The organism is Nonlabens sp. Hel1_33_55 (genome assembly GCF_900101765.1).
In the GTDB taxonomy this organism is placed as follows: Bacteria; Bacteroidota; Bacteroidia; order Flavobacteriales; family Flavobacteriaceae; genus Nonlabens.
In genome coordinates, this window is the sequence record NZ_LT627735.1 from 2,370,576 (window position 1) to 2,392,235 (window position 21,660).

24 protein-coding genes and 1 riboswitch are annotated in these 21,660 nt (G+C 41.8%); of the genes, 13 read left to right on the forward strand and 11 right to left on the reverse strand.

All coding sequences use genetic code 11. From position 1 onward, the window contains the following. Positions 1 to 14: 14 nt before the first annotated feature. From BLO34_RS10590 to BLO34_RS10615, 6 genes are all read left to right on the forward strand, one after another. Entirely contained in the window at positions 15 to 671 is a 657-nt protein-coding gene (locus tag BLO34_RS10590; protein ID WP_090755167.1) for a metal-dependent transcriptional regulator, read from the forward strand. Next, entirely contained in the window at positions 668 to 1,408 is a 741-nt protein-coding gene (locus tag BLO34_RS10595) for a transporter (RefSeq protein ID WP_090755169.1), read from the forward strand. The genes BLO34_RS10590 and BLO34_RS10595 overlap by 4 nt, the downstream gene beginning before the upstream one ends. A 2-nt stretch (positions 1,409 to 1,410) precedes the next feature. After that, positions 1,411 to 2,319: a metal ABC transporter solute-binding protein, Zn/Mn family gene (locus BLO34_RS10600; protein ID WP_090755171.1), complete on the forward strand. Its 909-nt coding sequence runs from the start codon at positions 1,411 to 1,413 to the stop codon at positions 2,317 to 2,319. Next, positions 2,319 to 3,056, forward strand: coding sequence for a metal ABC transporter ATP-binding protein (locus BLO34_RS10605; protein WP_090755173.1), 738 nt, complete (start codon positions 2,319 to 2,321; stop codon positions 3,054 to 3,056). Before BLO34_RS10600 ends, BLO34_RS10605 begins: the two co-directional genes overlap by 1 nt. A gap of 107 nt (positions 3,057 to 3,163) precedes the next feature. Continuing rightward, complete coding sequence (locus tag BLO34_RS10610) at positions 3,164 to 4,276, forward strand: metal ABC transporter permease (RefSeq protein ID WP_090755175.1); 1,113 nt, start codon at positions 3,164 to 3,166, stop codon at positions 4,274 to 4,276. Beyond that, positions 4,273 to 5,430: a metal ABC transporter permease gene (locus BLO34_RS10615; protein WP_090755177.1), complete on the forward strand. Its 1,158-nt coding sequence runs from the start codon at positions 4,273 to 4,275 to the stop codon at positions 5,428 to 5,430. The genes BLO34_RS10610 and BLO34_RS10615 overlap by 4 nt, the downstream gene beginning before the upstream one ends. A 27-nt stretch (positions 5,431 to 5,457) precedes the next feature. Here BLO34_RS10615 and BLO34_RS10620 read toward each other — a convergent pair whose 3' ends face one another. Both BLO34_RS10620 and BLO34_RS10625 read right to left on the reverse strand, forming a co-directional pair. Then, positions 5,458 to 6,225, reverse strand: a complete 768-nt coding sequence (locus BLO34_RS10620; RefSeq protein WP_090755179.1) for an enoyl-CoA hydratase/isomerase family protein — start codon at positions 6,223 to 6,225, stop codon at positions 5,458 to 5,460. Positions 6,226 to 6,436: 211 nt separating this feature from the next. Then, positions 6,437 to 7,891 carry a sensor histidine kinase gene (locus BLO34_RS10625; protein ID WP_090755181.1) on the reverse strand — a complete coding sequence of 485 codons (1,455 nt, stop codon included), beginning with the start codon at positions 7,889 to 7,891 and terminating at the stop codon, positions 6,437 to 6,439. Between the two features lie 118 nt (positions 7,892 to 8,009). On the opposite strand from BLO34_RS10625, the gene BLO34_RS10630 reads away from it, so the two are divergent. After that, positions 8,010 to 9,107 carry an aldo/keto reductase gene (locus BLO34_RS10630; RefSeq protein ID WP_090756612.1) on the forward strand — a complete coding sequence of 366 codons (1,098 nt, stop codon included), beginning with the start codon at positions 8,010 to 8,012 and terminating at the stop codon, positions 9,105 to 9,107. 112 nt (positions 9,108 to 9,219) lie between these two features. Here BLO34_RS10630 and BLO34_RS10635 read toward each other — a convergent pair whose 3' ends face one another. The 7 genes from BLO34_RS10635 to greA form a co-directional block, all read right to left on the reverse strand. Next, positions 9,220 to 9,660, reverse strand: a complete 441-nt coding sequence (locus BLO34_RS10635; RefSeq protein ID WP_090755183.1) for a hypothetical protein — start codon at positions 9,658 to 9,660, stop codon at positions 9,220 to 9,222. Between the two features lie 58 nt (positions 9,661 to 9,718). Next, the gene (locus BLO34_RS10640) at positions 9,719 to 10,720 is read right to left on the reverse strand and encodes an acyl-ACP desaturase (RefSeq protein WP_090755185.1); all 1,002 of its coding nucleotides are present in this window, start codon (positions 10,718 to 10,720) and stop codon (positions 9,719 to 9,721) included. Between the two features lie 81 nt (positions 10,721 to 10,801). Next, positions 10,802 to 11,545, reverse strand: a complete 744-nt coding sequence (locus BLO34_RS10645; protein ID WP_090756614.1) for a lysophospholipid acyltransferase family protein — start codon at positions 11,543 to 11,545, stop codon at positions 10,802 to 10,804. 341 nt (positions 11,546 to 11,886) lie between these two features. Beyond that, positions 11,887 to 12,297, reverse strand: coding sequence for a BrxA/BrxB family bacilliredoxin (locus BLO34_RS10650; RefSeq protein WP_090755187.1), 411 nt, complete (start codon positions 12,295 to 12,297; stop codon positions 11,887 to 11,889). Between the two features lie 87 nt (positions 12,298 to 12,384). Continuing rightward, positions 12,385 to 12,894: an ankyrin repeat domain-containing protein gene (locus BLO34_RS10655; protein WP_090755188.1), complete on the reverse strand. Its 510-nt coding sequence runs from the start codon at positions 12,892 to 12,894 to the stop codon at positions 12,385 to 12,387. Position 12,895: 1 nt separating this feature from the next. Beyond that, positions 12,896 to 13,300, reverse strand: a complete 405-nt coding sequence (locus BLO34_RS10660) for an HIT family protein (protein ID WP_172823986.1) — start codon at positions 13,298 to 13,300, stop codon at positions 12,896 to 12,898. Beyond that, positions 13,300 to 13,776 carry a transcription elongation factor GreA gene (gene greA / locus BLO34_RS10665; protein WP_090755192.1) on the reverse strand — a complete coding sequence of 159 codons (477 nt, stop codon included), beginning with the start codon at positions 13,774 to 13,776 and terminating at the stop codon, positions 13,300 to 13,302. Before greA ends, BLO34_RS10660 begins: the two co-directional genes overlap by 1 nt. A gap of 236 nt (positions 13,777 to 14,012) precedes the next feature. Between greA and BLO34_RS10670 the strand changes: the two genes are divergently transcribed. Next, a complete protein-coding gene (locus BLO34_RS10670) occupies positions 14,013 to 14,441 on the forward strand; it encodes a hypothetical protein (protein WP_090755195.1) in 429 nt (142 codons plus the stop codon). A 177-nt stretch (positions 14,442 to 14,618) separates the two neighbouring features. Here the strand turns inward: BLO34_RS10670 and BLO34_RS10675 are convergent, their stop codons facing one another. Continuing rightward, positions 14,619 to 16,793: a TonB-dependent receptor gene (locus BLO34_RS10675; protein ID WP_090755197.1), complete on the reverse strand. Its 2,175-nt coding sequence runs from the start codon at positions 16,791 to 16,793 to the stop codon at positions 14,619 to 14,621. Between the two features lie 117 nt (positions 16,794 to 16,910). Then, positions 16,911 to 17,006, reverse strand: a riboswitch (TPP riboswitch). Between the two features lie 190 nt (positions 17,007 to 17,196). On the opposite strand from BLO34_RS10675, the gene BLO34_RS10680 reads away from it, so the two are divergent. From BLO34_RS10680 to BLO34_RS14675, 5 genes are all read left to right on the forward strand, one after another. Continuing rightward, positions 17,197 to 17,409 carry a PLDc N-terminal domain-containing protein gene (locus tag BLO34_RS10680; protein ID WP_090755199.1) on the forward strand — a complete coding sequence of 71 codons (213 nt, stop codon included), beginning with the start codon at positions 17,197 to 17,199 and terminating at the stop codon, positions 17,407 to 17,409. Positions 17,410 to 17,492: 83 nt separating this feature from the next. Then, complete coding sequence (locus BLO34_RS10685; RefSeq protein WP_090755201.1) at positions 17,493 to 18,368, forward strand: pirin family protein; 876 nt, start codon at positions 17,493 to 17,495, stop codon at positions 18,366 to 18,368. A 47-nt stretch (positions 18,369 to 18,415) separates the two neighbouring features. Next, a complete protein-coding gene (locus tag BLO34_RS10690) occupies positions 18,416 to 18,634 on the forward strand; it encodes a PLDc N-terminal domain-containing protein (RefSeq protein WP_090755203.1) in 219 nt (72 codons plus the stop codon). Between the two features lie 54 nt (positions 18,635 to 18,688). Next, a complete protein-coding gene (locus BLO34_RS10695; RefSeq protein WP_231959471.1) occupies positions 18,689 to 19,153 on the forward strand; it encodes a hypothetical protein in 465 nt (154 codons plus the stop codon). A 105-nt stretch (positions 19,154 to 19,258) separates the two neighbouring features. Beyond that, positions 19,259 to 19,396 carry a hypothetical protein gene (locus tag BLO34_RS14675; RefSeq protein WP_172823970.1) on the forward strand — a complete coding sequence of 46 codons (138 nt, stop codon included), beginning with the start codon at positions 19,259 to 19,261 and terminating at the stop codon, positions 19,394 to 19,396. A 70-nt stretch (positions 19,397 to 19,466) separates the two neighbouring features. Here the strand turns inward: BLO34_RS14675 and metG are convergent, their stop codons facing one another. Beyond that, positions 19,467 to 21,554, reverse strand: a complete 2,088-nt coding sequence (gene metG, locus BLO34_RS10700; RefSeq protein WP_090755207.1) for a methionine--tRNA ligase — start codon at positions 21,552 to 21,554, stop codon at positions 19,467 to 19,469. Positions 21,555 to 21,660 lie beyond the last annotated feature (106 nt).

Here is a 21,660-nt window from a genome sequence, read left to right on the forward strand (position 1 = left end):
TTTACCTTTGTCGTATGCATTCAGTATCAGAGGAAAACTATATTAAGGCCATCTATCATCTTCAAAAAGGAACTGCGCTAGTTTCTACTAATGAGATTGCTGGAGAAATGAATACTAAGGCTTCCTCGGTTACGGATATGCTTAAAAGGCTGGCAGATAAAAATCTAGCAGAATACATTCCTTATAAAGGCTCGCGACTCACAAAGAGCGGCATCGATTGTGCCAACCAGATCGTTAGAAAGCATCGGCTTTGGGAGGTTTTTCTGGTAGAAAAGCTAGATTTCACTTGGGATGAGGTTCATGATGTGGCAGAACAGCTGGAACATATCCAGTCTCGCAAACTCATTGATGAACTGGATAAGCACTTGGGCTTTCCCAGAAAGGATCCGCATGGCGATCCTATTCCTGACCGAGATGGGAATTATGAAGAGGTCCAACAAATCCAATTATCAAAACTTACCAAGGGTGATCAGGGAACCATCACTGGCGTTATCGATACGTCCAGTAGTTTTTTAAAATATTTGGATAAGCACCAGATAGAGTTGGGCAGTCATATCGAGGTCTTGGAACGTGAAGAATTTGACGGGTCCTTCGTTATTAAAACCGATTATAAAACTCTACACATTTCACAGGCGATCGCAAACAATATTTATTTAAACTCCCAATCATGAAAAAGTGGGCGTATTTCATGATGACTAGCTTTACGGCCTCAGGTTTTGCGCAAGAACTCATAGAGCCTGCGACAACCATGAATACTGGTGAATTTCAAGCACAGATTGCTGTGATCTATACAGAAAATAGTGAGTTCCGCTTTCGCGAAAGCGTACTAACCTACAACAATACCCTACTACTTTATGGCATTTTTCCTCATATGGAATTGCGTCTGGGAATTGATGTCAACTCCTCAGAAACCACGGATGGCGGCGCTAGGATAGGTGATAGAACTAGCGGTACAACGCCTTTACAGATAGGTGCTAAATATCGCTTTTTCCAGCAGACTGAATCCACTCCGGAGATATCAGTCATGAGTCACGTATTTCTGCCACTTACGGCTAGTTCTGACAACAAACCAAACTATACTGGATATGATCTCTGGGTTCTAGGATTACATCAAATCAACGATCAACATGCCGTCCGTGTTAATATAGGAGCGGCTACTGGTGGAGATTCAAGAGGTATTTTGCCATTATATATTCTGGCCCACAACTGGCTACCCTTTGGGAAATGGGGTTTGAATACTGAAGTATATGGCGAATTTCCATCAAATGAATCATCCAAACATTTCTTTGACGTTGGTATTAGCTACTTTTTTAGACCTACGGTTCAGCTAGACCTCAACGCTGGTCGTGGCATCAACAATAACCAATCGATTCTCGCCAGCATGAGACTCACTTATACTATTATTTGAATATGAAACATGGAATTTTAATTATCATAACCTTAATACTAGTATCCTGTGGTGGTCCCAAGGCAAGTGATGGAAAGTTACAAGTTGTTACCACAACAACCATGATTACTGATATGGTCAAAAACATAGGCGGCGACAAAATTGATGTCCAAGGATTGATGGGTAGCGGCGTCGATCCACACTTATATAAGGCAAGTGAAGGTGATGTATCTAAGCTCTTCAACGCAGACCTCATCATTTATAACGGGCTGCATCTAGAAGGAAAATTGGTCGAAGTGTTCGAAAAAATGAATGCGCAGGGAAAAAACACATTGGCGATTAGTGATGCGCTTGATAAAAGCACGTTGATAGGTAGCGAGTATTTTGCCAGTAGCTACGATCCGCATATTTGGTTTGATGTAGATTACTGGAAGTCAATGACAATCTATATTACCCAACAATTGTCAGACCTAGACCCAGAAAATGCGGAAACCTATAAAGCCAACAACGATGCCTACTTAGCAACTATTGATCAATTGGAAAATGATCTCAAAGCAACCATAGAGCAATTACCAGCAGAGAAGAGAATCCTTGTAACCGCCCATGATGCATTTAATTACTTTGGTAGAAAATTTGGTTTTGAGGTGGTTGGATTACAAGGACTTTCTACAGCAACCGAAGCTGGTGTGCAAGATGTCCAGCGCATTACTCAATTCATTATCGATAATCAAGTCAAAGCCGTTTTTATAGAAAGTAGCGTACCGCGACGTACGGTTGAAGCATTGCAGGCAGCGGTACGTGCCCAAAGTCAAGAGGTACAAATAGGTGGAGAGTTATATAGCGATGCCTTAGGAAGTGCTGGCACACCTGAAGGCACCTACGTTGGAATGTATCGCCATAACGTAGAAACCATAGTTAACGCACTGAAATAATGGAAGAAAAGATAGCAGTAGCGGTAGATGATTTAACGGTAGCCTACAATTATAAGCCTGTGTTATGGGACATAGATTTATCCATCCCAGAAGGCGTTCTTATGGCCATCGTTGGTCCGAATGGTGCAGGAAAATCGACGCTGATAAAATCCATTTTGGGAATCATTGATCCTATTGCTGGGTCTGTGGCAATTTATGGGAAACCCTATAGCAAACAACGCGATAAAGTAGCCTACGTACCACAAAAAGGTAGCGTGGATTGGGATTTCCCTACGACAGCGCTGGATGTGGTAATGATGGGAACTTATGGCTCTCTGGGCTGGATCAAGCGCCCAGGTGCCAAAGAAAAAAAACAGGCGCTGGAAGCATTGGAAAAAGTTGGAATGCTGGCATTTAAAAGTAGACAAATCAGCCAATTGAGTGGTGGACAGCAACAGCGTATTTTCCTTGCCAGAGCATTAGTGCAGAACGCTGCGATCTATTTCATGGACGAACCTTTCCAAGGTGTGGATGCAACCACTGAAATCGCCATTATCAACATCCTCAAAGAATTACGTAAGGCAGGAAAAACGGTCATCGTCGTACATCATGATTTACAGACCGTTCCGGAATATTTTGACTGGGTGACTTTTTTAAATGTAAAACACATTGCTACGGGACCAGTGAAAGATATTTTCAACGATGATAACCTGACTAAAACTTATGGTATTAATTATAAAGTAGCAGTGCAGCAATAATATCGCTTTCGCGAAAGCGGAAAAACTCAAGAAATAATAAAGAGCAGATGCTGAAATGAATTCAGCATGACAGAAACGGGAACTTGGAACTTTAAAACCAACAATTAGTGGACATTACGCAATACTTTACGGATTACACTTTACGTACCATTACGCTGGGAACAGCCGTGCTGGGTGCGATCTGTGGTATGCTGGGAAGTTTTGCGGTGTTACGCAAACAAAGCTTATTGGGTGATGCGATTTCGCACGCTGCCTTACCAGGAATAGCGATTGCGTTTCTCATCACTGGTGCTAAAGATTCCAATGTATTGTTATTAGGTGCCCTCGTCAGCGGTTTAATAGGTGTCTGGTGGATTCGTGGGATCACCACTAAAACACATTTAAAAACCGATACCGCTTTGGGCTTAATTTTAAGTCTGTTTTTTGGGTTTGGGATGTTGTTGTTGACCTACATCCAAAAACAGCCCAATGCCAATCAAGCTGGATTGGACAAATATTTATTTGGTCAAGCGGCAACCTTAGTGGAAAGTGATGTCATCATGATGAGCATTGTTACTGGTATCAGTTTATTAGTGATGCTGCTGTTTTGGAAGGAGTTTAAGCTATTACTGTTTGATAAAAACTATGCCATGACTTTGGGTTTCAATACCAAGTTTATTGATGGCTTGATCAGCTTCTTTATTGTTTTGGCGATTGTCATAGGATTACAAACCGTTGGTGTTGTTTTGATGAGTGCGATGCTGCTCGCGCCTGCAGCTGCAGCAAGACAGTGGACCAATAGTTTGAGTGTGATGGTGTTGCTTGCGGCGATTTTCGGAATGTTTTCTGGTGTATTTGGTACTGCTATTAGTGCAAGTCAGCCTAATGTTTCAACGGGTCCGGTAATTGTTCTGGTAGCAGCCGTATTTGTCGCTGTTTCATTTATATTTTCTCCTGGTCGTGGAATACTATTTAAACAATTACGATTGCTGCGCAATCGTCGTGAGCTTGAGCTACAAAAAACGTTGTACTTCATGTACACAATTGTAAGAGAACATGAAGATATCTCAAGACCTCACGCCATTAGAATTTTAAATAATTTTCAGGGATTTACTAAAAATACGTTGTCCCAATTAGAACACAAGCATTGGATTGAAATCAGCGGTAACCAATGGTCACTAACCAATTCTGGATTTGAAACCGCTTCTAATTTGTATAATACCAATATCCCAGAATCATGAATCCGTCGATAGAGATACAGCTTATTGCCGCCGTCACTGCTGCTGCCTGTGCGATTCCAGGTGTGTTCTTGGTATTGCGTAAAATGGCACTTATCAGTGATGCGATCAGTCATTCCATTTTGCCTGGAATCGTGATTGGTTTCATGATTACTCAAGATCTCGCGTCGCCGTGGTTGATCCTTCTCGCAGCTGTCAGCGGAATTATCACAGTAGTTCTAGTAGAAATGATTCAGAAAACAGGACTGGTCAAAGAGGATACCGCAATAGGCCTAGTATTTCCCGCACTGTTTAGTATAGGTGTAATACTGATCGCGCAAAATGCTAATGATGTTCACCTTGATGTGGATGCGGTATTGTTAGGCGAATTAGCTTTTGCACCTTTTGATCGACTTTATATAGACAGTATTGACGCTGGACCTAAAGCACTATGGGTAATTTCTACCATTCTAGTGATCACCATAGGTTTATTACTAGCCTTTTATAAAGAATTAAAGTTGAGCACCTTTGACATCGGGCTTTCTTCGGCGTTAGGATTCTCGCCTGTAATATTACATTATGGATTGATGAGTGTAGCTTCTGTAACTACCGTAGCTGCTTTTGATGCCGTTGGTGCTATTCTGGTGGTTGCCCTTATGATAACTCCAGCGGCAGCCGCATATTTATTGACAACAGACTTGAAAAAGATGCTGGTGCTGTCACTTCTTTTTGGAGTTGGTAGTGCCATAGGTGGATATTGGTTTGCAAGATGGTTGGATGCCTCTATATCGGGATCTATTACAACTGTTTTGGGATTATTATTTCTTGCGATCTATCTTTTTGCTCCCAGTAAAGGTCTGATCGCTGTACTGTTACGTCAGAATCGTCAACGCAAAGAAGTTTCCCTGCTCACTTTTTTATTACACCTCAATAATCATGATAGTTTAGAAGAACGTAACGTGGCTCACTTACAAGAACATATCAACTGGCATCATGTAAGAGCCAAATCCGTTCTAGATCTTGCAGTCCAAAATAACCTGATCACGATTGAAAATCAATTGGTTTCTCTGACCAATAAAGGCCTTGAGTTCACGGAAAAAGCTTTGGAATATATTATCACCAACAAGGACGAAAAAATCGAAGACATGAAAAATGACTTCTTCCTATTTAGGGGTTGATGGCAGTAACGCTTTCGCGAAAGCGGACTAGAATTCTGCCTTACGCTTTTCTAAAAAGGCCGTCGTTCCCTCGACAAATTCCTCAGTTCCAAAACAGCTTCCGAAATTATCGATCTCTACTTGATAACCGTCCGTTCCATCAGTGTAGCCGGCATTGACGGCATCGATGGCAGCAGCTACGGCCATTGGGCTATTTTTAATGACCTTTCTGGCGAGATCATAGGTGAAGTCGAGCAATTCTTCTTGAGCAACCACGTGGTTGACTAATCCATAAGTCAATGCCTGATTGGCATCAATCATTCCTGCCGTCATGATCATTTCCATGGCGCGACCTTTTCCAACCAATTGCGGCAAACGCTGCGTTCCACCATAACCTGGAATGACACCTAACGAGGTTTCTGGCAATCCCAATCGAGCATTATCGCTAGCAACTCTAAAGTGTGCCGCCATGGCAAGCTCTAAACCACCACCTAATGCAAAACCGTTCACAGCTGCTATAACTGGAGTGGCGCAATTTTCAACGACATCAAATAATTCCTGCTGTCCTCTTCCAGCCAACTTCTTTCCTTCCATCTCGTCATAGTCTGCGAATTCTGAAATATCTGCACCTGCAACGAAGGCCTTTTCACCAGATCCTGTGATCACGATTACTCGCACATCCTCATTTTCCTCCAAATCTGCAAACGCGGTTCCTAATTCTTCAATGGTTTCCCTATTAAGCGCATTCAGCTTTTTGGGTCTGTCGATGGTGATTGTTGCGATGCGATTATCTATGTCTACTTGGATGTTGTTCATGGCTTGGGTATTTGATTATGCTCAAAGTTACAGAGAATCTGTGAGTTTAAACGTTAGCAAAAAATGAAGAAAATTACTTAGACCTGCACATCACAAGGCGCAGAATGAATTCCGCATCTTATGATTGAGATCCACTTAGTTGATGACTTTCACCGAACTGATTTGGAAATTGAGGTTTGGAGCTTGGAGCTTTAAGTTTAGAGTATGGAACTTACTTGATCCGTGGCAAACAAACAGTAAAGGTGGTACCTGATCCATATTCCGTTTGCATGGTGATATTCCCGTTAAAATTTTCTACGATCTGTTTTACCATGGCCAGTCCTAATCCCATGCCGCTATTCTTAGTGGTAAATTTAGGTTCGAAGATTTTAAATTCATTTTCTGGTGCAACACCGGTGCCGTTATCAGTGACCTTTAAATAGATATTAGATTCATCGTGAGTTACTGATACAGTTATTTCAGGATCACGATCATCATGCGCCGCTTGCATCGCGTTTTTAACGAGATTTGTTACCACACGTATCAATTGGGTACGATCAAATATGGCCGTGAGCTCCTCAGAATCTTCATAATACTCTATATGAGAATCATTGAAAATATCTAGTGCAAGCTGAGTAATCTTAGGTACATTGGTTTCTTCAGATTGCTGTGCTGGCATGGTAGCGTAGGTTGAAAATGCACTAGCTATATTACTCATGACATCGATTTGCTCAATGAGCGAGTTGGAGTATTCGGCAAGTTTTTCTTTTGCCTCTGGATCTTGCGGGTCAAAACGTCTTTCAAAACTTTGCACCGTCAATCGCATGGGCGTTAGCGGGTTTTTGATTTCATGCGCCACCTGTTTAGCCATCTCGCGCCAGGCTTGTTCGCGCTCATTAGTAGCTAGTTTCACGGCACTTTCTTCCAGCTCATCCACCATGCCGTTATAGGATTCTACAAGAGTGTTGATCTCTTCAGTTCCTGATACGTCCACGTTGATCTTTTTGTTGCGTTTGGCGATATTCAAGCTCTTGATTCCGTCACTAATCAAGCGTATAGATCTAGTCACGTATTTAGAAAGTAAATAAGCAATCAAGATCGAGAACAAAATCATGAGGATGTAAACGATCCCTATTCTATATAGAAATTCCCGCAACTCATAATTAATAAACCCATCATTCTCGAGATAAGGCAAATGAATAATCGCGATATTCTTGAACTGGTCGTCTTTTAAATAGGTATAACTCGCACGGTAATGCTTGCCGTGCTCATCAAACTGCACCACGTAACGACCGGTATCAGAATCGCGCAGGTTATTGAGGACATCATCGTCCAGTCGTCTGGTCTTGCTATCGGTCAATTTTTTACTACTGGTCTTGATCAGGCGACCGCGCAGATCGTACATACGAACCGGCAACGCATGAATGTCACTGATATCAAAAATGACATCCCTAAAGATGATGGGCAAATTTGCTGTGGTAATCGCAAAATCAGTCCTGTTGAGCTCGTACTTAAAGCTCTCTAGAATAGCTTCTTCCTTACGTTCCAGCCGCTCGTTATGGTAATCCTTTCCCTGTTCAGAATACTGGTAAATGGACATCCCAGCAATAAGAATACTGGAGATAAGAGTCAGCAGGATCATGGAGAAAAATATCCTGTTGCGCAGACTGTTTCGGTACAATTTCATGGCATTAAATGTAGCAATTATTAAGCCAGTCGTATCGCGATGATGGATTTGAAAATTTAAGATGGGTTTAGTTACGCTTTCGCGAAAGCGCCATTATCTTCAACATCAAAACAAGATTATGGCTTTGGAGAGATATTACACATTGGGAAATACCGGGTTGCGCGTGAGTCGTCTGGCGCTGGGAACCATGACCTTTGGTGAAGAATGGGGTTGGGGAAATGATAAGAAAGTTGCCCAGCAAATATTTGATTACTATCTGGATCACGGCGGGAATTTTGTGGACACCGCAGACATGTATACGGAAGGCACCAGTGAGGAACTGCTAGGCGAATTCATGCAGCAGCGCGGGAATCGCGAGGAAATTGTGCTGGCTACCAAGTTCACTTTCAACACGAGCAAAAACAAGCACGTCAACGGTGGTGGAAACTCTCGCAAGAACATACGCCGTACGGTAGAAGAATCTCTCAAGCGACTGAAAACAGATTACATCGATCTCTACATCATGCACGTTTGGGATCGCATGACTCCAGCCGAAGAAGTGATGCGCACCCTAAACGATCTTGTTGCAGAAGGTAAAATATTGCACTACGCGCTATCCAATGTTCCGTCGTGGTACGCCAGCAAAGCACAGATGATAGCACGCTACAATAATTACGAACCAGTAAGCGCCCTGCAGCTGGAATATTCACTTACCCAGCGTAATATTGAACATGAGTATATTGATTTGTGTCAGCAAACAAACACCGGCATCATGGCGTGGTCACCGCTAGGTGGCGGTTTACTTTCTGGTAAGTACAAACCAGGAATTGATGAGCAGGAAGATGTAGAAGGCCGACTCAAGCATATCGTCGATAATGGTGGAGAGGTCAGTTCCAAGGACAATGAGCGCAACTGGAACATCGTGAAAACTCTGCATGAAGTAAGTGAGGAAATCAACCAGCCTATGGCGAGTATCGCACTCAACTGGACCGCTAATAGACCTAGTGTTGCTAGCGTTCTTGTAGGTGCCACTAAAATGAGCCAGATAGAAGCCAACATGAAGGCATTGGATTTTGAAATCCCTACGGATCTACTTCAAAAATTGAATGATGTTAGTGCACCACCTGTAGAATATCCTTATTCCTTTTTCCAGCCAAAAACACAGCAACGTATCTATCCTGATACTAAGGTTGGTTTAAAGCCTGATAGTTACTGGAAGGATTTGAGGATTGGGTAGTGGTGTGATCACTTCGACTTCGCTCAGGGACCTTAAACTTTTATATAAATGAGTTAAGCAAAAACTCCCATCAAGGCTGGCCTTGATGGGAGTTTTTGAATTGCATCTAAAATTATAAATCGTCTAGATAAAACATACTGTCGTAACTGCAATACATATCTGAACAAGAGCGCTTTCCTTCCTCCATTACCTGATAGGTATGCTCACCATTCTTTAAGTCATGGTTAGTAACGTAGACTGTTAATTGATGAGAAACCCCTTCATTTGCCTCATTCTCTTCTGTTTCAATGCCTTTAAGAGGTCTACTATCTGCAAAATAAAGTGTTGAAGTCAAAATACACTCTTTGAATGCATGTTGCTGAAAGACCTTAACGATCTCATCACCTTTTTTCCAGATTTTGGTAATTGAGGTTTCAGTGGAATCTACACTCTTGGAAAATGAAGATAGATTTTCATTTATCTCTATAATTTGCCTGTCAATTATCTCTGCATTTTGAGCAACAGCAATTGACGCAGCACCCGATAAAAACAAGAAAAGAACAAAAGATTTCATCAATTTAACTTTGATTAAAAATAAAAAAAGTCCTTGAAAATTTTCAAGGACTTTTTTATTACGATACCAATGCCGGCTGCACCCATTTGAATTTATGGGATTCTGCAGGGATTTTCATGCGTTGAGCGATGCGTTCCATGCGTGATGGTAGTTTCATCAAATAATCACGGGCTTTTTCAGCATCTTCTGTAAGATCGTTCATGTTGGAAATATCCCAAGTGTCGATCAAGTTTTGAAGGATGTCAATATAATCTTGTGCTGTGTAAACACCTATGCGCTGTGCGCTGTTAGAAAAGTCTTCAAATGCTGCTCCTATCGTCTGGCCTGATTCACGTAAAAAGTGTGCAGGCATTACGATCTTGTGTACCATCATTTCTTTGAAGGCGATCATCATGTTGCTAGGATCTACCTTAAAAATCTCATCCACAAATGTGGAGTAAGCTTTATGGTGACGCATCTCGTCTCCAGAGATAATACGACACATGCGTGATAGTGCTGTGTTCCCGTATTCACGAGCCATTTTTGCCACACGGTTATGTGATATGTATGTAGCCAATTCCTGGAAACTGGTATAGACGAAATTCTTATAAGGATCACGATCTGTTCCTATATCAAAACCATCTGCGATCAAGTGCTGTGTCGTTATTTCTACCTCACGCATGTTCACGCGTCCTGACAAATAAAGGTATTTATTGAGGACATCACCGTGGCGATTCTCTTCAGACGTCCATTGACGCACCCATTTTGACCAGGCATTTCCTTTTCCTTCCATCTGATTAATACCTTCCACATCCATTAACCAGGATTCGTAAGTTGGTAGTGCTTCTTCAGTAATTGTGTCACCTACAAGGGTTACCCAAAAGTCATAAGGCAATTCTTTAGCCAGCTCTCTCATCTCCTTCAATTTATCCAAAAATCCATCTGCTTGGGAATCAGGAAGAAAATCTGTAGGCTGCCATATTTTTTCCACAGGAATAAGGAATTTATCCATGAAGGACTCCACTTTGGACTCCAGCGATTGCATAACTTCTATGCGAATATTTTTAAGAGGTGTTATCATTTAAAAACTTTGATTTATAAAGGTAAGATTTTGAGCTTAGTACGCTTTCGCGAAAGCGAAACATTAACAACTTTTCCGCATTTAAACGGCAGTTGAAGTGATACTATTATGTACCACAGATTGTGCCGCTTCTATAATTTCGTTGGGATCCTTACTCGCGATAGGCATAGGTTTGTGAACCGTCACGCTTATGTGATTCCCTATCCCAAAGGGAAACTTACCATATCTGTCGACTTTCCAGCTATTGTTTACAGTCACGGGCACCACAATAGCATCAGGAACCTGACTAAATATAGTCAACAAACCACCACGCTGGAAGGGTTTAGGCACGCCGGTCCGGCTGCGTGTACCTTCTGCAAAAATTACGACGCTGCGGTTTTTCTCATGAACGTTTTTTGCAAAAGCCGTCAATGCTTTTAGGGATTGCAGGCGATCCTTGCGGTCAATAGCGCAGTTCTCGCCTATTCTAAGGTTGAGCGATATGCTGGGAATATTTTTTGCCAGCTCCTTTTTTGCCACAAACTTGGGGTAATATTTCCTTAGGTAATAGATCAACGGTGGTATGTCAAACATACTCTGGTGATTGCTCACAAAAATATAAGACGGCCCAATAGGTAAATCCTGCTCGTATTTAATGCTAAATGTATTGAATAGCGGTAGTTGCGTTCCCATCAAACACAAGTTGAGGATTGCCACACTTTTTTGATGCAAGTCATGTCCACCTATCCAGTGACAAATCAACTGAATAGGATGAAAGATCAACAACATCAGGAAAAAAAGCACCAGATGTATGACCGACAGCGGATAGGAAAGAATTTTCTGCATCCTGCAAAGATAGGATGCTTTGCGATGTGTGATTGCGATTGGGTCAGGAATCAGTATGCGTGCATAGTAAATTGCCGAGTTCCGAGTTCCGAGTTCCGAGTTCCAAGTTCCAAGTTCCAAGTTCCAAGTTCCAAGTTCCAAGTTCCAAGTTCCAAGTTCCAAGTTCCAAGTTCCAAGTTCCAAGTTCCAAGTTCCAAGTTCCAAGTTTATAAAATATTTACTCGCAAATTAGAATGTGCTTCTTCACACCCAAACTTTTCAAACCTTTGTAACAAACTATCACAAAATAAAAACGCATCCCTTTTTGGAATGCGTTTCTGATATTTAAACGATTACTATTTCTAGCAGTTCTCGTTGTAGGCTCCTTTGAGGTTTTCTGCAATCATTTCTGCTGGGCGACCTTCAATGTGGTGACGCTCTAGCATGTGCACCAGTTCACCATTTTTAAACAATGCCATACTAGGTGAACTAGGAGGAAATGGGACCATCGCGCTTCTTGCTGCATCAACCGCCTCGCGATCTACACCTGCAAAAACCGTTACGATATTATCTGGCTTCTTGGAATTATCAAGAGACATCTTTGCTCCTGGACGTGCATTTGCTGCAGCACAACCACAAACGGAATTCACAACTACTAAAGTTGTTCCCTCTTGATTGATGGCTTTGTTTACTGCGTCTGCTGTATATAAATGTTCAAAACCTGCGTTACCTAAATCGTCGCGCATGGGTTGAACTAATTCTGCTGGGTACATAATTTAAATTTTTTCAAAGTTATGGATTGCTTGACTTCCTGCTATTACCGTACCATCGTTTTAAACTATGACACATTAGCATTTGACTTATTCCTCTTCTTCAAGGAGTTCGTCTAGTTCTTTTTTGTAGAGCGTTTCTGCAAGATCTTCTGCGGTGCGCTCATATAGGTTTTCAATTTCTGGATCTGCACCGTGTTCTACAAGAAGACGCACTAATTTGAAGTCGCCTTTTGAATTCATGAGCGCCACCCACAATGGACCATTCTCATGCTCGTCCAATAGATTGGGATCTGCAAAATTATTGAGTAAAAGCTGTGCGGTACCTGTTTGCTTGTTCAAACTGCAATGGTGCAGCGCACTGTATCCTATCTTGTCCTGGTGGTTGGTGTCTGCTCCTTTTTTAATAAGTTCTGCCATGAGGTCTTCCTTACCAAAAAAAGCGGCGTGCATCAATGCCGTCCTGCCATCAGAATCCTTAGCATCCACACCGTGGTCATCTAATAATTTGTTTAATTCTTCTGTCGCATCGCGATCCACAAGACTGCGCATACGTCTCAACGCATCGAAGGGAACCAATGGTTGTTTTTCTTTTGCCATTTTATTTATAACTGTTATTAAATCTTTCTTGAATTTTATCTGCAAGTTCCTGCATCTCAGTATTTTCGAGCGTTACTTTATTGTTAAATCGCATGTCTTCCATGTCTCGCAGCGGTATCAAGTGCACATGAACATGCGGCACTTCCAATCCTATGACAGACATGCCTATACGTTTACAGGTCACTTCTTCACGCAAACACAACGCTACCTGTCGGGAAAATTGCATGAGCCTGGTGTAAATGTCTTCCTCTAGGTCAAAAAGTTTATTGACCTCAACCTTTGGGACGCAAAGTGTGTGTCCAGGTGCGTTGGGATTGATGTCGAGAAAAGCGTAGAAATCATCAGTTTCTGCAACCTTATAAGACGGTATTTCTCCAGAAATGATTTTAGTGAATATGCTCATGATTAATCTCTGCTTATTTCCAGAATTTCTAGCTTGATAGTTCCTACGGGTACAGTAACCTCTGCCGTGTCACCTACTTCCTTTCCTAGCAATCCTTGACCAATTGGAGAATCGACACTTATGTGACCTTTAGAAAGATCTGCCTCGCTTTGTGCCACAAGTTTGTAGTTCATCACCATGTTATTGTTATGGTTTTTGATCTTGACAGTACTATGAATCAACGCTTTTGATAAATCAAGCGTATTCTCGTCAATAATACGTGCATTAGACACAATAGCTTCCAACTTTGAAATGCGCATCTCGAGCATTCCTTGAGCTTCTTTTGCAGCATCATATTCTGCGTTTTCACTCAGGTCACCTTTGTCTCGCGCTTCGCCAATTGCCTGCGACGCCGCAGGTCTCTCGACGTCCTTCAATTGCTTCAGTTCGTCCTTTAATTTCTTAAGTCCTTCTTCTGTATAGTATGAAACGTTACTCATGATAAATAATGTTTAGTTGTTTGTAGGATAAGGTCACATTCGTTCTTCAAATGCACTCAGTATGAACTTGTTTTGATATCGCTTTCGCGAAAGCGAAACAATCATTCCAACTTCCCTTTACAGAGACACAGGTCTCTACAAAACAGAAAATCCCACGATTGCTGCGGGATTTCTATGCAAATATACGAAATATGGAAATGAACGTTATACTTTTAGCATCTTAGCACCATTCCTTTATGAAAAAGATATTGCTTGTTTTATCTGTTTTGGCACTTTTTGCCTGTCAAAGTGATGACGATATCAGACGCAATCCATTTCTTGTCGATATATCTTTCCAAATAGCGCTCAACACAGATTTACCACAATATTCCAGTCTTAATTTTGCCAATAATTTTGTGGTTGTCAATAGTCAAGGAATACGCGGTCTTGTGGTATTTCATTTAGGTAATGATCAGTTCGTCGCCTATGAATTGAGTGATCCCAATCACTCGCCCAGTTCCTGTTCTGCCATGAATATTGAAGGTATTATTGCCACCTGTCCATGTACAGATGATGACAACACCTACAACATCATCGACGGGCGCCATCAAACCGATCCCAATTTATTTCCCATGAAACCTTATCGTGTCAGTCGCCAGGGAACTAATGTGGTGGTTTCTAATTAATGGGTAGTTGCTTCTAATTTTATTATATAATTAGCCATCACCATTCTCAGTATTACCTTGACTTAAGATCACTACAAGACCACACTATTATCCACCAAATTATTACAAGAAAAAACCGATCATCAGCGTGGCTAATAATCGGTTTGGGATTGGATAATTTGTTTTTGTAATTAGCTCTTAGAAAGTTAATGTTACTCCAGTCAAAAAGTTAATTCCAGCCTGTGGGAACAAGAAACTACCAAATCCTGGGAAAACATAACCGTTGGAAATGTATTCTTCATCCAGAATATTATTGACCAGCAAACTCAGGGTAACTTCCTTGACCAGATTGTTCGGCTTCCAGATGTATTGTGCGTTGAAATCGTTGACAAAATAACTATCCAATCTTGCCGTATCACTATCCGTATTATCCAATTGCTGCTCGCCCACATATTTAGACAATAGCGATACTTCAAAATTATCACGAATGCTATAGGTGATCGCATTACCAGCAACAACTGATGGTGAGTAAGCAATTTCAGTATCGCCTAGATTGTTGGGCGTACCATTATCGTCTATTATAAAGTCTTGGTTTCGGTTTTGGGAAATTGCAAAATTGGGTTGCAGGAATAACTTGTCGGTTATTCTGAATCTTGCATCGATCTCAAGTCCCAACCGATAGCTATTACCACTATTGGCTCTCAATGGCACACCTTGATTATCAATTTCACCAGTCAACACCAGTTGATCCTTGTAATCCATATAATAAAGGTTGACATTGACGTTCATGGAAGGTTTGGCAAAGCGGTAGCCCAATTCATAATCGATCAAATCCTCTGCTTCTGGAGAGCCGTTCTGGAAATCTGCACGGCTGGGTTCTCTTTGTGCGCGAGCGACACTACCGTACAGCTGGTTACTTGGGTTGAACCTGTAAACAGCACCTGCTTTTGGGTTGAAAAAATCGTAACGCTCATCAGTTAAAAATTGGTCTACTGCAAAATCACTTCCCGTAGTGTTGTAATCCACACGACGTTGCTGCAAGTCAATGAATGCTGTTAGTTCAGAGGATATTTTGAAGTTCGCTTTCGCGAAAGCGTTAAAATCATTCTTCACGCTATTACCGGTATAAAATCGCTGCAACGGTTCGTTGAGCTGTATAAAACTGCCCGCGATAATCTCACCATAATGCTCACCGTCATACTGATTGATTCCAGCACCAAAACTTGCGTCTATCCAGTCATTCTTGTAGTTAAGGTTAGTCACAACACCATAAAACTCATTGTCCAACCAGCGGCGTGTCTCCAGATCACTACTGGTCACCGTCATTCCATTCGCCTGAAAAGCATCCAACCCATAGACGTCAAATTGGGTTCTTCCAGCAGCATCAAAGAAAAAATCACTCTCTTGATATTCCTGGAAGTAGCCACGTCCTTTTGTGTAATGCAAAGTGGCACTGGCACTCCAGTTGTTATTGAATCTATGGCTCAATAGCAACTGGTAGTGATCTTGATTGTAGTTATCTACCTGCGCGTCATAGAATTGAGTGTTACCATTTTCATCTATGTACAATCCTGCGCTATTGAAGGTGCGATCAGTTTCGAGCGTAACTGGATCAATACCATAATATGCTTGATACGTGCGTTCCTGACCTCCAAAGATGATGGCTTTGACCAATGTTTTATCACCTACATAAGAACCGGAAACATAATAGGATTTCAGGTCGCTATCTGCGCGATCGATGTAACCATCGCTATAGATCTGTGAAGCGCGGCCGTTAAATTCCCAGCGGTCATCCAGCAACCCTGTGGTGAACTGGATGTTATGCTTGCGTGAGTTAAAAGAGCCAATGGAATTGGCCACTTTAACCTCAGCTTCATCGCTGTAGTCCGTGGTTTTTATGTTGAGACTTGCGCCAAAAGCACCGCTACCATTAGTACTGGTACCAACGCCGCGTTGCAGCTGCACACTTTCTACACTGCTGGAAAAGTCAGGTAAATTGACCCAGAAGGTTCCCTGGGATTCTGCATCATTGTAGGGAACACCGTTGAGTGTCACGTTGACTCTTGTGGCATCACTACCTCGCACGCGTATTCCCGTATAACCTATTCCAGCACCGGCATCACTTGTAGTAACCACGTTAGGCAAATAATTGAGTAAAATAGGTAGGTCCTGACCTAGATTTCTCGACTTGAGATCCTCTGCCGTGACGTTAGAAAAGGTTACTGGATTTTCTGTAGTTACTCGTGTGGCTTTGAGAACAATTTGGTTGAGCTTTTCAGCTTTAGTGGTGTCTTGTTCCTGCGCGTTTTGTGCTGTTACCGTGCTGGATAGTGTTAATGCAACGGCAATTACAGCGACTGATAAATGTTTCATGTGAACTTGTTTTAAGTTCGAATGAAAGGGGCATTCAATCGGTCGTGATTAAAATTAAAAATGTTTGAGAGGATTCTCTTTTTTACGCCACAAACCAATCTCGACTGTCGCTCGAATCGGTTTGTCGCATCAAATCCCTTGGCAGCATTACCTGCCCAGGTTCCTCGGGTATAATCTCAGCCTTCGATTAAAAAAGCACCCCTTGAGATGGAGCAAAAGTAGTGTGTAAAATCAAAACCTAAATCAAAATGAAAAATAATTTTGAGGAATGTTTCGCTTTCGCGAAAGCGAAATAGAGACATTCCATAAGTGAAAGGAATCTAGCAGGTTAAATGTTGTGGCAAACGTTAATTGCTGCTGTAGATATGAGCCGTGGTGTAATTTTACAGCAACCGAATAAATTATGTATTCTTCTCCTATTTATTATCTCGCGCCACTGCTTGTTGCCTTATGGTTTTACTGTATCTATGATATCGTACAGGGTAAATTTGATACAGGAAAAGAAAAGTTGACTTATTTCCTGCTCCTTCTTATCCTACCAATTATTGGAATACCAGTGTACCTGATTGTGGGTAAGAGACATAAACGTGGGAAACTGGACAAGTCGCTTTTTTAGATTCTGCTAAAATTTCTATCTTTCAATATATGTGATACGCCTATTAAGGCATTTCACGTTTTATCTATTTTACTATTTTAAAGATGTCCAATACTGGTTTAATTATAGAAGAACGCAGTCGCGATATAGGTGACTTTCTCGTAGGTCGATTGATACCATTTCGTAAGAAGCGCATGGTTGGTCCGTTTATTTTTATAGATCACATGGGTCCAGAAGCTTTGGGACCTGACCAATATATGGATATTGATCAGCATCCGCATATTGGGTTATCGACCTTGACTTATTTGATGGAAGGTGAAATCACACATCAGGACGGTATAGGCACGAACCAAATTATCAAACCAGGATCTGTCAACTGGATGGTTGGTGGTAAAGGCGTCACGCACACAGAGCGTACACCTCAACACCTGCGAGATTCCGCAGCCGAATTTACCATGCACGGTTACCAGATTTGGGTGGCGTTGCCCAAAGACCTTGAAGATTGTGAGCCAGAATTTCACCACATCGATGCAGATGCGTTGCCTGTATGGGAAGATGCAGGAGCTACCTTCAAGCTGGTCGCTGGAAAAGGCTATGGTAAGGAATCGCCAGTTCCGGTTCATTCTGAACTTTTTATGATTGATATAAAAACTGAAAGCGATTATCATCTAAACGTAGCTGGCAATCTAAAAGGCGAGATAGGAATCACCATTGTTACCGGTAACGTGACGGCTTGTGGCGACTTGATTGAAGCAGGAAATATGCTAGTCAGTAAAACGGAAGATATTTGCAATATCACCATCAAGGCTGGAAGCCATATTTTGATATTTGGCGGTGAGCCGTTCCCTGAAGAGCGCCACATCTATTGGAATTTTGTAAGCCATTCCAAAGACAAGATTGAAGCTGCAAAACAAGCCTGGAAAGACAAGACCTTTCCCATGATGAAAAATGATGATAGTTATGTGGCGATGCCGGAATAGCAATTCACAATTTTATCTAAAAAACCTATATTTAAAAAAGTTTCTTCATGGACGGATTTTTTCCTGCTAGCTTATTTGTGTTTTTAGGTCTTTTTTTAATGGGCTTATGGGTCTACTGCATTATAGACATTGCTCGCAGCACATTTCGAAAAGATGACAATAAATTGATCTATATTCTAGTAGTAGTTCTTGCGCCAGTAATTGGAATTTTACTTTACTTAGCTATTTGGCAAAAGGAAAAGGTGACATTACCAAGAGATATTTAAAACATGTGCCTCACTAAGAAGTGCTACTTTGCCTTATTTCTATTCATCTCATTTTTGGCCTTTCCACAAGAATCTCAAACAGACGATAGTTACTACGATTCAATTAATATTCAGGCTGGTTATCAGCTGAATTTTGAAGGACCCAACGATCGTAACTTCCATCTTCTAGATGTAGGTATCCATAAATTAAGGTATGGCGGTCGCCACGGTAGCGGATTTCAATACGGCATCAGTACAGAAATAGGTCTTAATACAGAATCCTTTATCCTAGGCCCAAAAGTTACTGGCTTGATCTATTATCAGATTCTAGTCTTGGGTAACGAACTTGTCACCTATACCGATTTTGATTCTTGGTCTTTGAGGTATGTTCCTATTTTTGGAATAGGTGGAAATGGTTTTTCATTAACCTTAAGACCTCAAGTGATTTTGACCAACGACAACTTCAAACCAGTAAATAAAATAGGCGCTCACTTAAGTGCAGTGATACCTCTTTTCAAAGAAAAGATGACGAGGAATTGAGTTTACTGATGGTAAAGTATTGTTAGCAACAGTTGTTGCGAGTCATACATTGCTTAACTTGTAGGAAATCGCTTTAAAGCGATGAATTAATTTAAAAAGAAAACTATGAAAACGCCAAACTTCGAAGAAACTAAAGGAAAACACCCAATACCTCACGCAAAAGGAATCGCTAAAGACGACAACCTACAGCCAAATTCCATGGAAAAAGGAGAAGCTGCAAAAAACAGTAGCGAGGAAGAGTAGGTTTTAGAATAATTCTACTGAAAAATCAAAAGGTGCGGAATTAATTCCGCACCTTTTGATTTTTATTATGTTACGCTATCGTTGCACCATTCACAATCGTATCATCTGGATTGACAAAAACTAGTTTTCCGTCGGGATCCTCGGCAAGTAGGATCATTCCTTGAGATTCTACGCCCATCAACTTTCTAGGTGCAAGGTTTGCTAGGACGGTTACTTTTCTGCCTACCAATTCTTCAGCCGTGTAGTGTTTTGCGATTCCTGAAACGATAGTACGCTTATCAATACCTGTATCGACTGTCATTACCATCAATTTGTTGGACTTGGGCAATTTTTCTGCAGTGAGGATTTCTGCGACGCGTAGGTCCATTTTCATGAAATCGTCGTAGTTGGTTTCTTCTTTCTGTGGCATAAGATTAGGTGTTGTGGATTTGTTGGCAGCTTTGGTAGCTTCTAGTTTGGCGAGCTGCGCTTCTATTTGTTCGTCTTCGATTTTAGAGAAGAGCAATTCGGCTGGATTGATTTTGTAGCCGTGGTGCAACAGCTCTTGTTTTTCAGCAATATCATTCCATTCGATCTTGACCAGATCTGCACGCAATCTGGCAGCAGGATTTGAAGCGATGTTAAGCATGTTTTGTAATTTCTTAGCCGTATGAGGCAAGAACGGTTCTGCAAGAACGGCAAGAGCTGCAGCAATTTGCAAGCCGACGAACATGATCGTTTTTACACGTTCTGGATCGGTTTTGATGATTTTCCAAGGCTCTTCATCGGCTAGGTATTTGTTTCCTAATCGTGCAAGGTTCATGAACTCGTTGGCGCTTTCGCGAAAGCGATATCTCTCCAAACTACTTTCTATACTGGCTGGAAAAGCATTGACCGCATCCAGTGTTTCTTGATCAATGGCGGTAAATGCGCCAGGTTCTGGCACTACTCCATCGTAATATTTATGGGTCAATACCAGCGCCCGATTGATGAAATTACCAAGGATGGCCACCAACTCATTGTTGTTGCGCGCCTGGAAATCTTTCCAAGTGAAATTGTTGTCCTTAGTTTCCGGTGAGTTTGCCGTTAATACATAGCGCAACACATCTTGTTGTCCCGGGAAATCCTCGAGGTATTCATGCAACCAAACCGCCCAATTGCGCGAGGTCGAAATTTTATCGTCTTCTAGATTCAAGAATTCGTTTGCTGGAACATTGTCCGGCAAAATGAACTCGCCATGCGCCTTCAACATCGCAGGGAAAATGATGCAATGAAAAACGATGTTGTCCTTGCCTATAAAATGAAGCAGTTTAGTGTCGTCCTTCTTCCAGTAATCCTCCCAATTCTTGCCTTCTCGATCTGCCCATTCCTTAGTGGACGATATATAACCGATGGGTGCGTCGAACCAAACGTAAAGCACTTTACCATCGGCTCCTTCAACGGGAACAGGAATTCCCCAATCCAGATCGCGCGTTACTGCGCGAGGTTTGAGACCGTCAGTCACCCAACCTTTTACTTGGCCCAACACGTTAGTTTTCCAGTCGGCAGCATGGCCTTCTACTATCCATTCATTCAACCAGTCGCTGTATTGATCCAGCGGCAGGAACCAGTGTTTGGTCTCGCGCAATTCTGGAACATTGCCGGTGATGGCGCTTTTTGGCTCTATTAAATCAGTAGCGTTGTGGGACGTACCGCAGCGCTCGCATTGATCGCCGTATGATTCTGGGTTGCCGCATTTAGGACAAGTTCCTACCACAAAACGGTCGGCTAGAAATTGGTTGGCTTCTGCATCATACAGCTGCTCTGTAACTTGTTCTATAAACTTGCCGTCGTCATATAATTTGATGAAAAAGGCACTTGCAGTTTCGTGGTGAATAGGCGCACTGGTACGGCTGTAATTGTCAAACGAAATTCCAAATTCTTCAAAAGAATCACCAATAATTTTATGGTAGCGATCCACAATTTCTTGTGGCGATACACCTTCTTTTTTGGCCTTTAAAGTAATGGGCACACCATGCTCATCACTACCGCAAATAAAGGCTACATCGTTGCCTTTCAACCGCTGGTAACGCGCATAGATATCTGCTGGGACGTAAACTCCAGCCAGGTGACCTATGTGCACAGGTCCATTTGTATACGGCAATGCCGCTGTAATCGTATATCGTTGTTGATCGCTCATGAAATCTCTAAAAGGCCACAAATTTACAATATCTGTGGCAGCTTTAATGTTCTGTTGGGAGCAGTAATGAATGTAATGAATTAGCTTTCGCGAAAGCGAGTTCCTT

What these genes read in the sequence shown, in the direction of transcription:
- BLO34_RS10590 (WP_090755167.1), top strand. Translation starts at nt 15, where the DNA reads ATGCATTCAGTATCAGAGGAAAACTATATTAAGGCCATCTATCATCTT.
- BLO34_RS10595 (WP_090755169.1), top strand. Translation starts at nt 668, where the DNA reads ATGAAAAAGTGGGCGTATTTCATGATGACTAGCTTTACGGCCTCAGGT.
- BLO34_RS10600 (WP_090755171.1), top strand. Translation starts at nt 1,411, where the DNA reads ATGAAACATGGAATTTTAATTATCATAACCTTAATACTAGTATCCTGT.
- BLO34_RS10605 (WP_090755173.1), top strand. Translation starts at nt 2,319, where the DNA reads ATGGAAGAAAAGATAGCAGTAGCGGTAGATGATTTAACGGTAGCCTAC.
- BLO34_RS10615 (WP_090755177.1), top strand. Translation starts at nt 4,273, where the DNA reads ATGAATCCGTCGATAGAGATACAGCTTATTGCCGCCGTCACTGCTGCT.
- BLO34_RS10620 (WP_090755179.1), bottom strand. Translation starts at nt 6,225, where the DNA reads ATGAACAACATCCAAGTAGACATAGATAATCGCATCGCAACAATCACC.
- BLO34_RS10625 (WP_090755181.1), bottom strand. Translation starts at nt 7,891, where the DNA reads ATGAAATTGTACCGAAACAGTCTGCGCAACAGGATATTTTTCTCCATG.
- BLO34_RS10630 (WP_090756612.1), top strand. Translation starts at nt 8,010, where the DNA reads ATGGCTTTGGAGAGATATTACACATTGGGAAATACCGGGTTGCGCGTG.
- BLO34_RS10635 (WP_090755183.1), bottom strand. Translation starts at nt 9,660, where the DNA reads ATGAAATCTTTTGTTCTTTTCTTGTTTTTATCGGGTGCTGCGTCAATT.
- BLO34_RS10640 (WP_090755185.1), bottom strand. Translation starts at nt 10,720, where the DNA reads ATGATAACACCTCTTAAAAATATTCGCATAGAAGTTATGCAATCGCTG.
- BLO34_RS10645 (WP_090756614.1), bottom strand. Translation starts at nt 11,545, where the DNA reads ATGCAGAAAATTCTTTCCTATCCGCTGTCGGTCATACATCTGGTGCTT.
- BLO34_RS10650 (WP_090755187.1), bottom strand. Translation starts at nt 12,297, where the DNA reads ATGTACCCAGCAGAATTAGTTCAACCCATGCGCGACGATTTAGGTAAC.
- BLO34_RS10655 (WP_090755188.1), bottom strand. Translation starts at nt 12,894, where the DNA reads ATGGCAAAAGAAAAACAACCATTGGTTCCCTTCGATGCGTTGAGACGT.
- greA (WP_090755192.1), bottom strand. Translation starts at nt 13,776, where the DNA reads ATGAGTAACGTTTCATACTATACAGAAGAAGGACTTAAGAAATTAAAG.
- BLO34_RS10670 (WP_090755195.1), top strand. Translation starts at nt 14,013, where the DNA reads ATGAAAAAGATATTGCTTGTTTTATCTGTTTTGGCACTTTTTGCCTGT.
- BLO34_RS10675 (WP_090755197.1), bottom strand. Translation starts at nt 16,793, where the DNA reads ATGAAACATTTATCAGTCGCTGTAATTGCCGTTGCATTAACACTATCC.
- BLO34_RS10680 (WP_090755199.1), top strand. Translation starts at nt 17,197, where the DNA reads ATGTATTCTTCTCCTATTTATTATCTCGCGCCACTGCTTGTTGCCTTA.
- BLO34_RS10685 (WP_090755201.1), top strand. Translation starts at nt 17,493, where the DNA reads ATGTCCAATACTGGTTTAATTATAGAAGAACGCAGTCGCGATATAGGT.
- BLO34_RS10690 (WP_090755203.1), top strand. Translation starts at nt 18,416, where the DNA reads ATGGACGGATTTTTTCCTGCTAGCTTATTTGTGTTTTTAGGTCTTTTT.
- BLO34_RS14675 (WP_172823970.1), top strand. Translation starts at nt 19,259, where the DNA reads ATGAAAACGCCAAACTTCGAAGAAACTAAAGGAAAACACCCAATACCT.
- metG (WP_090755207.1), bottom strand. Translation starts at nt 21,554, where the DNA reads ATGAGCGATCAACAACGATATACGATTACAGCGGCATTGCCGTATACA.